Below are 14,251 nucleotides of genomic sequence, written 5' to 3'. Positions count from 1 at the left end.
TCCCGAGCGTACGGTCGCGGCTCACGACGTGATGTCGGGCGGATCCGGGATGGCGTAACCGGACGCACCCACATTGGCCTCCAGCGACCTGCGCCATTCGCCCGTATCGATCATCTTCCGAACGGCGGCGGTGACCTTCTCCTTGCTGGCGGGGTCGCCCTTGCGCAGTCCGATGCCGTACTCCTCCTTGCTGAACGGCTTGTTGACGACCCGCAGCAGCTCGGGGTTCTGCGCGGCGTAGCCGGCGAGGATCACGTCGTCGGTCGTCATGGCGTCCACCTGCTCCGCCAGCAGCGCGGTGACGCAGTCGCTGAAGTTGGGATATTCCACGAGTTCCACGGATTGCGCGAACTTCTCCTTCACGTACTGCGCCGAGGTGGTGTTCTTCACCGAGCACAGCTTCAGACCACTCTGGTCGAGCGAGTCCGGTCCGGTGATCCGCTCATCGGTCAACCGGACCAGCAGGTCCTGCCCGGCCACGAAGTACGGGCCGACGAAGTCGATGACCTCCTTGCGCTCGTCGGTGATCGAGTAACTGGACACGACGAGGTCGACGCCTCCGTCGACGAGCAGCTTCTCCCGCTCCGACGGGGTTGCCTCGGTGAACGTGATACCGGATTCGTCGACACCCAGTTCCTTCGCCACGTATCGCGCCACGTCGACGTCGAAGCCGCGGTACGTGCCGTCGAGGCGGCGCACACCGAGACCGGGCTGGTCGTACGCCACGGCGATGGTCAGCTCGTTGGAGCTGTCCGCCTTGCCGGCGACGGTCGTGACGTCACCGGTGGCGCACGAAGTGAGGACAAGCGCGGCGGAACACGCCCAGACGAGGGCGCGCAGCGGTGCCAGAGCCATTCTTCCCCTTTTCGGGAGTTTCCTCGGGATGCCGGGGAACCTAAGCGGGCCAAGGGATGGCGTCCAGAGCCAAAGGGAAGATAGGGGACACGGGATCGGTCAAGGGTGACGTTGCGTATCAAGCACGTGACGGCGCTAGCGGGCGCCGCCGGGTGAACGCAGCCGCCTGGGACCGGTGTCGTGCCGGGAAGGCGGCGGCCCCAGCGTCACCCGGGCGCTGCTGACGTACGCGCCGGCGGCACTCGCCAGCACGGGCTCCAGCGTGAGCTGCCGGACCTCCGGCAGGTCCTCGGCCAGCGCCGCGAGCCGCAGCACCAACTCCTGCAACGCGGCCAGGTCGGCCGGTTCGTCACCCCGGTAGCCGGCCAGCAGCGGCGCCGCCTTGGGCGCGCGCACCAATGCCGCCGCGTCCGCGTCCGTCAGCGGCACCGCCCGGTACGCCCGGTCCCCCAGCAGATCGCTGACCAGCCCCGACAGCCCGAACGACACCAGCGTGCCGAACGACGGGTCGTCCTGGAGGCCCAGCACGCACGAGATGCCCTTGGGCGCCATGCGCTGCACGTACACGTCCTGCCGGTCGGACATCCCGGCGAGCATCGCGTACGCCGTGCGCACGGACTCCTCGCCGGACAGGTCGAGCCGCACGCCGATCAGGTCGGTGCGGTGCCGCAGCCGGTCGTCGGTGGACTTCATCGCCACCGGGTAGCCCAACTCCCCCGCCGCCCGCACGGCGTCGTCCGCGGACCCGACCACCCGGAACGGCACGAGGTCGACGCCGTAGCAGCCGAGCAGGCGCACGGCGGTGTCGTCGTCGACCAGCTGCTCACCGGTCTCGTCCAGCTCGAAGGACTCCACGATCGCGTGGGCGGCGTCCCGGTCGATGCCCTCGGGCCGGACGAACGTGCCCTGGGGCGAGGACCGCCACCGCGCGTAACGGGTCGCCCGCGCCAACGCGAGCACAGCGCGCTCCGGGCTCGGGTACGACGGCACGGAACCCCGGCCGGGCGCGCCCCCGGGACCGGGCACCGCCAGCTCGGCGGGCACGCCCTCCACGGCCAGGAACGTCGACGCGATCGGCTTGGTCCGCCCGCCCTGCTCCACGACCTCGCGCAACGCGCGGGCGAACGACGTGCCCGGCACCGCCAGCGGCGGCACGAACACGACCACCAGCGCGTCCGCGTCGGGGTTGTCCAGCGCCTCCTTGACCGCCGCCGCGAACACCTCCGGCCCGGCCTGCGCGCCCACGTCCACGGGGTCGCCCGCCAGCTCCAGGCCCTGCGCCAGCGCCGTGTCGGCGGCCAGCAGCCCGATCGCGGTCGAGTTGCCCACCACGGCGACGCGCGGCCCGGCGGGCAGCGGCTGGTGCGCCAGCAGCAGGGCGGTGTCGAACAGCTGCGCCAGGGACTCCACCCGGATCACGCCGGCCTGCTCGAACAACGCCTGAACGCTCGACTCGTCCACCGGCACGGAGGTCGCCGCCAGAGCGGGCGTGACGGCGTGCCGGCCGGACTTCACCGCCACGATCGGCTTGGTGCGGCCGAGCCGGCGGGCGAGCCGGGCGAACTTGCGCGGGTTGCCGAACGACTCCAGGTACAGCAGCACCACGTCCGTGGCCGGGTCCGTCTCCCAGTACTGGAGCAGGTCGTTGCCGGACACGTCCGAGCGGTTGCCGGCGGAGACGAACGTGGACAGGCCTAGGCCGCGTTGGGCGGCGTTGGCCAGGATCGCGGTGCCCAGCGCGCCGGACTGGCAGAAGAAGCCGGTGCGGCCCCGGGCCGGGAGGTTCGGCGCGAGGGTGGCGTTGAGGCGCACGCCCGCGTCCGTGTTGAGCACGCCCAGCGCGTTCGGGCCGACCACCCGCATGCCGTGCGCGCGGGCCTCGGCGGCGAGCCTGCGTTCCGCGCTCAGCCCGCCCGGCCCGGTCTCGCCGAACCCGGACGTGACCACGACCAGCGCTTTCACGCCCTTGGCCAGGCACGCGTCCATGACCTCGTCCACGCTCGCGGCGGGCACCGCGACCACGGCGAGGTCCACGTCGTCCGGGATCTCCAGCACGGACGGGTAGGCGCGCACACCGCGCACGGACCGGTGCTCGGCGTTCACCGGGTACACCGGGCCGGCGAAATCGCCGGTGAGCAGGTTCGCCAGCACCGCGTTGCCGATCTTGGTGCGGTCGGTGGACGCGCCGATGACCGCGATCGACCTGGGGTGCAGCAGGTTGTGCACGCTGCGCGCCTCGGCGGCCTGCTCGCGGGCGCGGGCCACCTCCACCGACTCCTCGGTGGGGTCGATGTCGAACTCCAGGTGCACCACGCTCTCCTCGAACGCGCGGCTCACCCCGTAGCCGGCGTCCCGGAAGATCCGCACCATCTGGCCGTTCTCGGCGAGCACCTCGGCGGTGAAGCGGCTCAGCCCGCGTTCCCGGGCGGCGGCGGCGAGGTGCTCCAGCAGGATCGAGCCGAGGCCCCGGCCCTGGTGGGCGTCCTCGACCACGAACGCGACCTCGGCGCTGCCGGTGTCGTTGAGCCGGTCGTAGCGGCCGACCGCCACGATGTCGTCGCCGAGCAGCGCGGCGAACGCGACCCGGTCGGCGTGGTCGACCGTGCTGAACCGGACGAGGTCCCGCTTGGGCATCCGCGGGTAGGGGCCGAAGTAGCGGTAGTAGCGGGTCCGCTCGGACAGCCGGCCGTGGAACGCGAGCAGCTTCTCCGCGTCGTCGGGCGTGACGGGACGCAGGTGCACCGTGCCGCCGTCGCTGAGCACGACGTCGGCCTCCCAGTGCCGCGGGTAGTCGAACGGGTCCACGGTCAGTCCCTCGGATCTTCCGGGTCGAGTCCGTGCAGGGGGTACAGCGCCCGCCTGGTCTCCAGGATCGCCAGGTCGACCGGGGTGTCCACCTGGCCGCCCCACGGCAGGAACCCCGTGTCGGCGCCGTCGGTCATGGCGATCGGCAGCGGCCAGTTCGGCGCGAGGGTGGAGGCGTGGGCGACCCAGTCGGCGGGCAGCGGGGTGGCCGGGTCCACGTCCCGGTCCAGGACGGTCGCGAGCAGGTGCGTCCAACTCCGGGGGACCACGCGCAGCAGCTCGTACCCGCCGCCGCCGAGCGCCAACCAGCGGCCGTCCGCGGTCTCCTCCGCCAGTTCGCGCAGGCGTTGGTAGATGGCGCGGTGGCCGTCCACGGTGAGCGCGAGGTCGGCCAGCGGGTCCTCGCGGTGCGTGTCCACGCCGCACTGCGTGACCAGGACCTGCGGGCGGAAGACCCGGAGCAGGGCGGGGACGGTGGCGTCGAACGCGCGCAGCCAGGCCCGGTCGTCGGTGCCGGGCGGCAGGGCCAGGTTCACGCTGGTGCCCTCCGCGCCCCTGCCGCCCAGCTCGGCGGCGCGCCCGGTGCCCGGCCAGAGGCTCAGCGGGTTCTGGTGCACCGACACCGTGAGCACGCGCGGGTCGTCGTAGAAGGCGGCCTGCACGCCGTCGCCGTGGTGCACGTCGGTGTCGATGTAGGCGATCCGGTCGAAGCCGTTGTCGAGCAGCCACGAGATGGCCACCGAGCAGTCGTTGTAGACGCAGAACCCGGCGGCGTGGTCGGGCATGGCGTGGTGCAGCCCGCCGGCGATGTTCACCGCCCGGTCCGCCTCGCCCGACGCGATCTTGCGCGCGGCGGCCAGCGAGCCGCCCACGACCAGCGCGGACGCCTCGTGCATGCGGGCGAACACCGGGTTGTCCGCGGTACCCAGGCCGTGGCCGACGTCCCAGCCCGCCATCGGCGCGGCCTGCACGGCGCTGAGGTACGACGGCTCGTGGACGCGTTCGATCTCGGTGTCCGGCGCCGGCTCCGGCCTGATCAGGTCGACGCCGTCCAGCACGCCGAGCGCGGTGGCCAGGCGGACGGTGAGGTCCAGCCTGACCGGGTTCAGCGGGTGGTCCGCCCCCAGGTCGTAGCCGAGGAAGGACTCGTCCCAGACGACAGCGGCTGCCTTGCCCATGTCCGAAACCTAGCCCACCCGCCGGCCGGCCATCCGCTTGCGCCTTACTCTCTGCCGAGACGGCGCGGGCCAGGATTGCGGCCATCGAGGATGGAACCCCGCACGTCGGAACGGGGTCACAGAGGTATGCGCCTGCGACGAGTCTCCGCCCTCACCACCTCCCTGGCCCTGGCGCTGACGCTCGGCCTCACGGCCTGCGGCGACCAGGTCGGCGGCAAGCCGGTCGCCGCGGCGGGCGCGTCCGCCGCGGAGACCACCTCCGGCGAGCCGTCCACGACCAGGCCGTCCGCCGAGTCGACCGGGGTCTCCGAGCCGCCCACGACCGCTGCCCCGACGTCGGGCGCGGCGAAGCCGTCCGGTGACATCAAGATCACCACGAAGAAGAAGACCGACGGCTACGACATGTGCGACGTCCTCACGCCCGAGGAGGTCGCCGCGGCCGTCGGTTCGGCGAAGGCCGGCGAGAAGGGCTGCATGCAGAGCACGGACGACCCGTTCTCGCTCGTGCTGTTCATGCTCTCGACCGCCGAGCAGGACCAGGAGCCCCGCGTGCTGGAGATCGGCGGCAACACCGCGTACGAGGTGAAGGGCGAAGGCGAGTGCACGGTGTACTTCATGCTGACCGACGACCCGGAGGAGATCACCCCGGCGTTCGAGGTCACCGTGACGACGCTCGGCGAGATCGACACCTGCGAAGCCGCCCGCGCACTCGCCACCACCGCCTTCGGCAAGATCCCGAACGCCTGAGGGCTCAGCCCGGGTCGGGGTCGGTGGCGGCCGGGCGGGACGGGTCCGAGGACCACTGGGACCACGAGCCCGCGTAGAGCGCGGCCGGGGCGTCCGGTGTGGTGATCCCGGCGACTTCCAGGGCCATCACCACCGATGACGCCGTGACGCCCGACCCGCAGTAGGCCGCTACCGGGCGGTCCGGTGAGACGCCGACGGCCCGGAAGCGCTCGGCGAGGGCCTGGGCGGGGAGCCAGCGGCCCTCGGACGTGTGGCCGGAGGTCGGGGCGTTGAGGGCGCCCGGGATGTGGCCGGCGCGCGGGTCCACGGGCTCGGTCTCGCCCCGGTAGCGCTCGGGGGCTCGGGCGTCGAGGAGGGTGCCGGTGAAGGCGGCGGCCTCGTCCGCGTCCAGCACGGGCATGGCGCCGGGCCGCACGACGATGTCACCGGGGACGGGCACCGGCGTGTCGGCGTCGACCGGGCGGCCCTCGGCGGTCCACGCGGCGAAGCCACCGTCCACAACGGCCACTTCCGGGTGGCCTGCCCACCGCAGCAGCCACCAGGCACGGGCCGCGACCGAGCCGTCACCGGCGTCGTACGCCACGACCGGGTGATCATCGCGGACGCCGGCGGCGCGCAGCACGGCCTGCAGCGCGGCCGGGTCCGGCAGGGGGTGGCGGCCACCGGCGCCGGGCGGCGACGACAGCTCGGTGTCCAGGTCGAGGTAGACCGCGCCGGGAACGTGCCCGACCTCGTAGTCTTGACGTCCCGACGGTCCACCCAGTCGCCATCGGACGTCGAGCACGACGGGGGGTTCGGCGCCGTCCAGTGCGACGGCCAGGGCTTCGGTGCTGATCAGTGGATGCACGGCACCATCCTGCACCCGTGACCGGCCGACTAGCATTGACGGCATACGAAGGGGAGCGGGCGTGAACGAGCTCATCGACACTACCGAGATGTACCTCCGCACGATCTACGAGCTCGAAGAAGAGGGCGTAGTGCCTCTCCGCGCGCGGATCGCGGAGAGGTTGGCGCAGAGCGGTCCGACGGTCAGCCAGACCGTGGGCCGGATGGAGCGTGACGGTCTCGTCGTCGTGGCGGACGACCGCCACCTGGAGCTGACCGAGCAGGGTCGCAGCCTGGCCATCGCGGTCATGCGCAAGCACCGGCTCGCCGAGCGCCTGCTGGTCGACATCATCGGCCTGGAGTGGGAGCACGTCCACAGCGAGGCGTGCCGCTGGGAGCACGTGATGAGCGAGGCCGTCGAGCGCAAGCTGGTCAAGCTCCTCGGCAACCCCACCACCTCTCCCTACGGCAACCCGATCCCCGGTCTCGACAAGCTGGGCGACGGCGAGCCCGCGCCGCCCGCCGAGGCGGACCTGGTGCGGGTGGACGAGGTGGCCCGGCGCGGCGGTGGTCGCGTCGAGGTGCGGCGGATCGCCGAGCACGTGCAGCTCGACCCGGACCTGATGGCCGAGCTGAAGGCGGCGGGCGTGGTGCCGGGCGGCACGATCGAGGTCGACTCGCTCGGTGGTGCGAAGGTCGTCCAGGTGCGCGGCAACGGCACCGTGGCCGAACTGGACCCGGCGGTGGCGCACGCCGTCATGGTGCAGGCGCGGTGAGCCCCGCGCGGCGTGCGGTCGCCGCGTTCGCCCGCCTGCACGGCGCCGAGCCCGCAGGTGTCTGGTCCGCGCCCGGTCGGGTGAACCTGATCGGGGAGCACACGGACTACAACGACGGTTTCGTGCTCCCGTTCGCCCTGCCGCACCGGACGGCGGTGGCCGCGTCACCGCGCACCGACGGCCGGCTGCACGTCGCCACGATCGGTGACGGCGGCACGGTGCAGCAGGCGTCGCCGATCGCGGTGGCCGACCTCGAACCCGGCGCGGTCCACGGATGGGCCGCCTACCCGGCCGGTGTGGCGTGGGTGCTGCGCGGGCAGGGCGTGACGGACGGGGCGAACCTCGTGATCGCCGGTGACGTGCCGACCGGCGCGGGCCTGTCCTCGTCGCACGCGCTGGAGTGCGCGGTGGCGCTCGCGCTGCTCGGGCTCGCCGACCGGCCCGCCGACGACCTGCCCCGGATCGCGCGCTGGGTGCAGCGCGCGGAGAACGACTTCGTCGGCGCGCCCACCGGTCTGCTCGACCAGACCGCGTCGCTGTGCTGCGCCGAGGCGCACGTCCTGTTCCTGGACGTCCGGTCGTTCGAGGCCGAGCAGGTGCCGTTCGACGCGGCCGAGCACGGCCTGGAAGTGCTGGTCGTCGACACCAAGGCCAGCCACTCGCACACCGACGGCGGCTACGGCGCGCGGCGCGCGGGCTGCGAGAAGGCGGCCTCGATCCTCGGTGTGCCCGCGCTGCGGGACGTGGACCCGGCCGAGTTGGACGCCGCGTCGGCCCGGTTGCCCGAGGACCTGCGCCCGCTGGTGCGGCACGTGGTGACGGAGAACGAGCGGGTGCTGACGTCGGTCGACTTGCTGCGCGCCGACCGGCTGGCCGAGCTGGGGCCGCTGCTGGACGCCTCGCACGCGTCGCTGCGTGACGACTACGAGGTGTCCGCGCCGGAGCTGGACGTCGCGGTGGACGCGGCGAAGGCGGCGGGTGCGCTGGGCGCCCGGATGATCGGCGGCGGCTTCGGCGGGTCGGCGATCGCACTGGTTCCCGTGGAGCGGCACGACGACGTGGTGCGGCGGGTGCTCGCGGCGTTCGCGGAGCGCGGCTGGACCGCGCCCAGGACTTTCACGGCGGTGCCCTCGGCGGGTGCCGGCCGCGACAGATGATCCAGTCGAAGGTGGGATTGCGGTGAAGTTGCTCGTCACGGGCGGTGCCGGGTACGTGGGCAGCGTGTGCGCGGCCAGGCTGGTGGAGTCGGGGCACGACGTGGTCGTGCTGGACGACCTGTCGACCGGGCACGCCGACGCGGTGCCGGACGGCGCGCGGCTGGTCGAGGCGGGCATCGACGAGGCGATCGGCGAGGTGCTGGCGAAGGGCGTCGGCGGCGGGGGCTTCGACGGCGTGCTGCACTTCGCGGCCAAGTCGCTCGTCGGCGAGTCCGTGCAGGACCCGGCGAAGTACTGGCAGGGCAACGTGGTGACGTCGCTGCGGCTGCTGGACGCGATGCGCGAGCACGGCACGCCCCGGCTGGTGTTCTCCTCCACCGCCGCCACCTACGGCGAGCCTGAGCAGGTGCCGATCGCGGAGACCGCGCCGACCCGGCCGACCAACCCCTACGGCGCGACGAAGCTCGCCATCGACCACGCGATCACCTCGTACGCCGCCGGGCACGGCCTGGCCGCCGTGTCGCTGCGCTACTTCAACGTGGCGGGCGCGTACGGGCGGTTCGGCGAGCGGCACGGGGTGGAGACGCACCTGATCCCGATCGTGCTGCAGGTCGCGATGGGCGAGCGCGAGCGCGTGCAGGTGTACGGCGACGACTGGCCGACCGACGACGGCACGTGCGTCCGCGACTACATCCACGTCGTGGACCTGGCCGACGCGCACCTGCGGGCGTTGGCGCACGCCTCGGCGGGCGAGCACCGGATCTACAACCTGGGCAACGGGATGGGGTTCTCGGTGCGCCAGGTCGTCGACGCGTGCCGCGAGGTGACCGGGCACCCGATCCCGGCGGACGTGGCGCCGCGCCGCGCGGGTGACCCGGCGGTGCTGGTGGCGTCCAGCGAGCGGGCCCGCACCGAGTTGGGGTGGAAGCCGGAGCGGGTGGACCTGGCCGGCATCGTGCGTGACGCGTGGGACTTCACCAGGGCACGGCAGGGGGCGTGATGACAGGCGAGATCACCGAGGCCGCGTTCGGGGACCTGGACGCGTACAACGAGATGCCGCGGCTTTCATCGCCGGCGCTGTCGCCGGACGGCACGCGGCTGGTCGCCGTGGTGGCGACGTTGGCGCCGGACGGCAAGACGTGGCAGGGCGCGCTGTGGGAGATCGACCCCGCCGGCGAACGGCCCGCGCGGCGGTTGACCCGTGGCGGGAAGGGCGAGTCGGCGCCCGCGTTCACCCCGGACGGCGCGCTGCTGTTCATCTCGGCGCGGCCGGACCAGGAGGCCGGGCCCACCGACGGCAAGGCGGCCAAGGACAAGCCCGCGCTGTGGCTGCTGCCTCCCGTCGGGGAGGCGCGGGAGCTGTGCCGACCGGCCGGTGGCGTGTCGGAGTTCGCGGTGGCGCGGGACGCGGGCACGGTGCTGCTCGCGGCGGCCGCGCACCCGAACGCCGAGTTCGGCTCGCAGGACGAGGAGCGCCGGAAGGCCCGTGAGGACGCCGGGGTGACCGCGATCCTGCACGAGTCGTACCCCGTGCGGTACTGGGACTCCGACCTCGGCCCGAGCTTCCCCCGGCTGTTGGCGACCACGTCGCCGGTGGACGTGGACAGCGCGCGGATCAGCCAGGCCGGGGGTCTGCGGGACCTGACGCCGAACGCCGCCGCGCGGCTCGACGACTCCCCCGCCATCAGCCCGGACGGGCGGTGGGTGGCGCGCCCCGAGCGCGTCGCGGTGAGCGCGTCGTACGGATCGAGGATCCGCTTGCGGCTGACGTCGACGGACGGCGCCACGGACCGCGTGCTCGCCGACCGCGAGGGGCATTCGTTCCTCCACCCGGTGTTCCTGCCGGACTCGTCCGGGGTGATCGCCGTGCGGGCGTTCGACTCGACGTCGGACAGCCCGTGGACGAACACGCTGGTGCGCATCGACCTGGAGTCCGGCGCGGTCGAGGACCTGGCGGCGGACTTCCCCGAGGAGCCGACCGGTCCGGTGGTCAGCCCGGCCGGTGACGCGGTGTACTTCACCAGCAGCCACCGGGGGCACCAGCCGATCTGGAAGCTCGACCTGGAGTCCGGCGCGGTGGTGAAGCTGACCGCGTCCGGTGCGTACACCAACGTCATGGTCGGCCCCGACGGCGCGTCGGTGTACGCGCTGCGCAGCGCGTGGGACCACCCGCCGCAGCCCGTGCGGCTGTCCGCGTCGGGGGCGGACCAGGAGGCGGTGCCACTGCCCGCGCCCGGTGTGGTCGAGTCGCTGCCCGGCACGTTGACCGAGATCGAGACGGTGGTCGAGGACGGCCGGACCGTGCGCGCGTGGCTGGTGCTGCCGGCCGGCGCGTCGCCCGACCAGCCCGCGCCGCTGCTGCTGTGGGTGCACGGCGGTCCGGTGATGAGCTGGAGCGGGTGGAGCTGGCGCTGGAACCCGTGGCTGATGGCCGCGCGGGGTTACGCGGTGCTCCTGCCGGACCCGGCCCTGTCGACGGGGTACGGCCACGACTTCGTCCGCGCCGGGTGGGGTTCGTGGGGCGCGAAGCCGTACACGGACCTGATGGCGATCACCGACGTGACCGTGCGGCGGGACGACGTCGACGACTCGCGGACGGCCGTCATGGGCGGATCGTTCGGCGGGTACATGGCGAACTGGATCGCCACCCGGACCGACCGGTTCCAGGCGATCGTGACGCATGCGTCGCTGTGGCACCTGGACGCGTTCACCGGGACCACGGACGACTCGTACTACTGGATCCGCGAGATGGGCGATCCTCTTCAGCAGCAGGAGCAGGTGCGCGCCAACTCGCCGCACCTGCGGGTGGCGGACATCAAGACGCCGATGCTGGTGATCCACGGCGACAAGGACTACCGGGTCCCGATCGGCGAGGGCCAACGCCTCTACTTCGACCTCGTGCGGCACGGGGTGCCGGCGAAGTTCCTGTACTTCCCGAGCGAGAACCACTGGATCCTCACGCCGGGGAACGCGAAGGTCTGGTACGAGACCATTTTCGCGTTCCTCGCCGAGCACGTGCTGGGTGAGCCGTGGCAGCGACCGGAGCTGCTCTAGGCACACCTCCGGATGGCGTGGGCCGGGCGTTCGCACTCGGGTCTCTCCTCCGATCCGGATGAGCGGTGTGGCCAGGTCGATCGACAGCGGTCGGTCGTGGTCGTCGACGGTGAGGTGCGGCTGAGGGCTCGGTCCGCCTCTCGATCGGCCGATGGCATGACCAGGCTGCTCGCCGTGCCCACCGCGCGACCCGGCCGCACCCCGGCGTGGGGTGGCGGTCGCGGGCGTGCGGCGGGCTCCGGCGGCCCGCAGGTCGACCCGCACCACGCTCAGGTCGGCCCGCACCACAGTGGAGTCGGCCCCGCACCACGCGGGAGTCGGCCGACGCCCCGTGGCCGAGTTGGTCGATCGCCTCGGCGATCACCCACACCCGCCCTGGGCTCGAACCGCGCTAGCAGCTGGACGGTGGCGTGCTCCAGTCCGTCTCCGCCGCCCGCTCGGCCAGTCGCCGCAAGTGGTCCGGGGAGAGGCCGGTGTCCAAGGCCGACCTGAGCAGTTCGGTCAGGCGGTGGCCCGGATGGGCTTGTTCCGCGCGGTCCAGGGCCAGGGATGCGAGGGTGCCCAGGCCGTTGACGTAGGCCGAGAACGCCAGCAGGGCGGCCGGTTCGGCGCGTTCCGGCGCGGGGCACGCCCGGGTCAGTTCCGTCCACAGGGTCTCGGCGCTCCTGGCGTGCCGACCCACGCAGTAGCCGAGCGCCGAGTCACGCACCCACGGGTCCGACAGGGCGTGCGCCAAGTCGGCCACCTCCGCATCGGTCAGCGGGCGTTTTCGACCGGCCGCACGGACCACCTCCGCGTGGATGAGCTCCCGGTGCCGAGGCAGCACGGTGCCGTCCGGCGGGAGTGGTGCGGCGTCGGCGGCCAGGCGGTTCAGGAGGGCGGCTCGGCGGGACAGCACTTCCGGCGGGTCCGGCGCGAGGAGTTCGCCCATCGCGGCGCGGCTGGCGTAGGTGACGTGGCCCTCGGACGCGGACCTGGCGGCGAAGGTCGTGCTCGTCGGATCGGGGACCGTGCCGGACGTGCCCGCGTCGTGGTAGTCGAACCACGCCTCGCCCTTCGCCGTCGCACGGGTCCACGCGGCCAGGAGCAGGGGCACGCGCGCGGTGTGCAGCGCGTCGTCCATCACGTCTACCAGCGAGTCGTGCGGCAGGTCTTCCGGTGGATCACCCGAACCGCCGCCGATCACGACGACCACCGCGGTGGTCGAGCGGCACCGCGACAACGGCCCCGCCAGCTGCTCGGCCACCCGGTGCGGAGCGCCGGGCGGGGGCAGGTCGATGCGCAGGGTCATGGCTATGTCGCGATCCCGCACCACCAGCACGACCATCGAGTCGGCCGGGTGGAAGCCGAGGAGGTGGGGCACCGCGGCGATCAGGTCGCCCGGGTCGGTGAGCCTGGTCGGGGGGAGCAGCTTCGTCATGGGACCGACTGTGGCGGACGGCGACCGCGCGGCCCACCGCGGGAGCCGGACCTGTGGACAACTGCGAAAGGGCCGCTCCCGGCGAACTGGGAGCGGCCCGATCACCTGCGGGAACTCAGCAGTTCGGCGCCACTTGGCCGTCCGAACCTGTGTACACGAACGCGTCGGAGATGTAGCCCGATCCGATGTGGTCCCACAGGTCGGTGGTGCCGTACTTGCCCGTGACCGTCTGACCGCGGGTCTGGCACCTGATCGTCACCGTCGAGCCGCTCGCCACCGATCCCACGGCCGCGTACCCGGTCCCGGGGCCGGAGCGGATGGTCACCGACGCGCCGCTGTCGGTGCTGACCGTGCCGGTCACCCCGCTGCTGCACGAGTTGCGGCTGGTGTAGCTGCGGGTGCCCCAGTAGAAGATCGTGCTGCCGTTGAACACGATCCGCTGCGCCACACCGTTGAGCCGCTGCTCGAAGTGCAGGTGCGGGCCGGTGGAGCCACCGGTCGTGCCGACGTCGCCGATGCGCTGCCCGCGCGACACGGTCTGCCCGACCGACACCCGCTGCGCGGAGAGGTGCGCGTACCGGGTGGTCCAGCCGCCACCGTGGCCGATCTCGATCCACCGGCCGTAGCTGGTGGAACCCGTGTTCGCCACCCGCGTCACGGTGCCGCCCGCCGCCGCCACCACGGGATCGCCGTCGTCGTTCGCGCGGTTGAAGTCGACCGAGTTGGCGGGGCTGTGGTTGGTGCGGGTCTGGCCTTCCCACACCTGGCCGCACGGGAACGGCATCTGGAACGCGGGTGCCGCGACGGCCTCACCCTGCACGAGGACGAGGCCCACCAGCGGCGCGACCAGGGCGGTCACGAAAGCGCGCGTGATCCGCTTCATCAGCAATTCCGGCTGGTGTAGTTGCGGGTGCCCCAGTAGAAGATCGTGCTGCCGTTGAACACGATCCGCTGCGCCACACCGTTGAGCCGCTCTTCGAAGTGCAGGTGCGGGCCGGTGGAACCGCCGGTGGAGCCGACGTCGCCGATGCGCTGGCCCCGCGACACGACCTGGCCGACGCCGACCCGCTGCGCGGACAGGTGCGCGTACCGGGTGGTCCACCCCGAACCGTGGCCGATCTCGATCCACCGGCCGTAGCTGGTGGAACCCGTGTCCGCCACCCGCGTCACGGTGCCGCCCGCCGCCGCCACCACGGCGTCGCCGAGGTCGTTGGCCCGGTTGAAGTCCACCGCGTTGGCGGGGCTGTGGCTGGTCCTGGTCTGACCCTCCCAGACCTGGCCGCACGGGAACGGCATCTGGAAACTGGGCGCCGCGGCGGCCTCACCCTGCACGAGGGCGAGGCCGACCAGCGGTGCGACCAGGGCCGCGACTAACGCACGCCTGATTCGGCTTCGGCTCATCTGCCACCTTCCTTCACGACTGTGGCGCCGATC

The 14,251-nt window shown here is 72.9% G+C and carries 12 protein-coding genes; 5 read left to right on the top strand and 7 right to left on the bottom strand.

The window, feature by feature from the left end; translation table 11 throughout:
• Positions 1-21: 21 nt before the first annotated feature.
• The 3 genes from ACRAKI_RS08235 to ACRAKI_RS08225 form a co-directional block, all read right to left on the bottom strand.
• Entirely contained in the window at positions 22-855 is an 834-nt protein-coding gene (locus ACRAKI_RS08235; protein ID WP_447006452.1) for a glutamate ABC transporter substrate-binding protein, read from the bottom strand.
• Between the two features lie 135 nt (positions 856-990).
• Positions 991-3,660, bottom strand: a complete 2,670-nt coding sequence (locus tag ACRAKI_RS08230; protein ID WP_447006451.1) for a bifunctional acetate--CoA ligase family protein/GNAT family N-acetyltransferase — start codon at positions 3,658-3,660, stop codon at positions 991-993.
• A gap of 2 nt (positions 3,661-3,662) precedes the next feature.
• Positions 3,663-4,838 (bottom strand): acetoin utilization protein AcuC, encoded by a 1,176-nt coding sequence (locus tag ACRAKI_RS08225; protein ID WP_447006450.1) that lies wholly within the window; start codon positions 4,836-4,838, stop codon positions 3,663-3,665.
• A 126-nt stretch (positions 4,839-4,964) separates the two neighbouring features.
• On the opposite strand from ACRAKI_RS08225, the gene ACRAKI_RS08220 reads away from it, so the two are divergent.
• Positions 4,965-5,585, top strand: coding sequence for a hypothetical protein (locus tag ACRAKI_RS08220; protein WP_447006449.1), 621 nt, complete (start codon positions 4,965-4,967; stop codon positions 5,583-5,585).
• Positions 5,586-5,589: 4 nt separating this feature from the next.
• On the opposite strand, the gene ACRAKI_RS08215 is transcribed toward ACRAKI_RS08220, so the two are convergent.
• Positions 5,590-6,432, bottom strand: coding sequence for a sulfurtransferase (locus ACRAKI_RS08215; protein ID WP_447006448.1), 843 nt, complete (start codon positions 6,430-6,432; stop codon positions 5,590-5,592).
• A 61-nt stretch (positions 6,433-6,493) separates the two neighbouring features.
• On the opposite strand from ACRAKI_RS08215, the gene ACRAKI_RS08210 reads away from it, so the two are divergent.
• From ACRAKI_RS08210 to ACRAKI_RS08195, 4 genes are read left to right on the top strand one after another with little or no spacing between them, the layout of a single operon-like run.
• Positions 6,494-7,186 (top strand): metal-dependent transcriptional regulator, encoded by a 693-nt coding sequence (locus ACRAKI_RS08210; RefSeq protein WP_447006447.1) that lies wholly within the window; start codon positions 6,494-6,496, stop codon positions 7,184-7,186.
• Positions 7,183-8,343: a galactokinase gene (galK, locus tag ACRAKI_RS08205; protein ID WP_447006446.1), complete on the top strand. Its 1,161-nt coding sequence runs from the start codon at positions 7,183-7,185 to the stop codon at positions 8,341-8,343. The genes ACRAKI_RS08210 and galK overlap by 4 nt, the downstream gene beginning before the upstream one ends.
• A gap of 22 nt (positions 8,344-8,365) precedes the next feature.
• The gene (gene galE / locus ACRAKI_RS08200) at positions 8,366-9,343 is read left to right on the top strand and encodes a UDP-glucose 4-epimerase GalE (protein WP_447006445.1); all 978 of its coding nucleotides are present in this window, start codon (positions 8,366-8,368) and stop codon (positions 9,341-9,343) included.
• Complete coding sequence (locus ACRAKI_RS08195; RefSeq protein WP_447006444.1) at positions 9,343-11,397, top strand: S9 family peptidase; 2,055 nt, start codon at positions 9,343-9,345, stop codon at positions 11,395-11,397. Before galE ends, ACRAKI_RS08195 begins: the two co-directional genes overlap by 1 nt.
• A 391-nt stretch (positions 11,398-11,788) precedes the next feature.
• Here the strand turns inward: ACRAKI_RS08195 and ACRAKI_RS08190 are convergent, their stop codons facing one another.
• From ACRAKI_RS08190 to ACRAKI_RS08180, 3 genes are all read right to left on the bottom strand, one after another.
• On the bottom strand, positions 11,789-12,817 hold the full coding sequence (locus ACRAKI_RS08190) for a DUF4192 domain-containing protein (protein ID WP_447006443.1): 1,029 nt from the start codon (positions 12,815-12,817) through the stop codon (positions 11,789-11,791).
• A gap of 115 nt (positions 12,818-12,932) precedes the next feature.
• A complete protein-coding gene (locus tag ACRAKI_RS08185) occupies positions 12,933-13,700 on the bottom strand; it encodes a peptidoglycan DD-metalloendopeptidase family protein (protein WP_447006442.1) in 768 nt (255 codons plus the stop codon).
• Positions 13,700-14,218, bottom strand: a complete 519-nt coding sequence (locus ACRAKI_RS08180) for a M23 family metallopeptidase (RefSeq protein ID WP_447006441.1) — start codon at positions 14,216-14,218, stop codon at positions 13,700-13,702. Before ACRAKI_RS08180 ends, ACRAKI_RS08185 begins: the two co-directional genes overlap by 1 nt.
• Positions 14,219-14,251: the final 33 nt, after the last annotated feature.

The organism is Saccharothrix isguenensis (assembly GCF_052936305.1).
This window is presented reverse-complemented; position numbering and strand designations above follow the sequence as displayed.

Bases quoted from the DNA above. Each gene is read 5' to 3' on its own strand.
- ACRAKI_RS08225 (WP_447006450.1), bottom strand. From the start codon at position 4,838: ATGGGCAAGGCAGCCGCTGTCGTCTGGGACGAGTCCTTCCTCGGCTAC.
- ACRAKI_RS08220 (WP_447006449.1), top strand. From the start codon at position 4,965: ATGCGCCTGCGACGAGTCTCCGCCCTCACCACCTCCCTGGCCCTGGCG.
- ACRAKI_RS08195 (WP_447006444.1), top strand. From the start codon at position 9,343: ATGACAGGCGAGATCACCGAGGCCGCGTTCGGGGACCTGGACGCGTAC.
- ACRAKI_RS08190 (WP_447006443.1), bottom strand. From the start codon at position 12,817: ATGACGAAGCTGCTCCCCCCGACCAGGCTCACCGACCCGGGCGACCTG.
- ACRAKI_RS08180 (WP_447006441.1), bottom strand. From the start codon at position 14,218: ATGAGCCGAAGCCGAATCAGGCGTGCGTTAGTCGCGGCCCTGGTCGCA.
- ACRAKI_RS08235 (WP_447006452.1), bottom strand. From the start codon at position 855: ATGGCTCTGGCACCGCTGCGCGCCCTCGTCTGGGCGTGTTCCGCCGCG.
- ACRAKI_RS08185 (WP_447006442.1), bottom strand. From the start codon at position 13,700: ATGAAGCGGATCACGCGCGCTTTCGTGACCGCCCTGGTCGCGCCGCTG.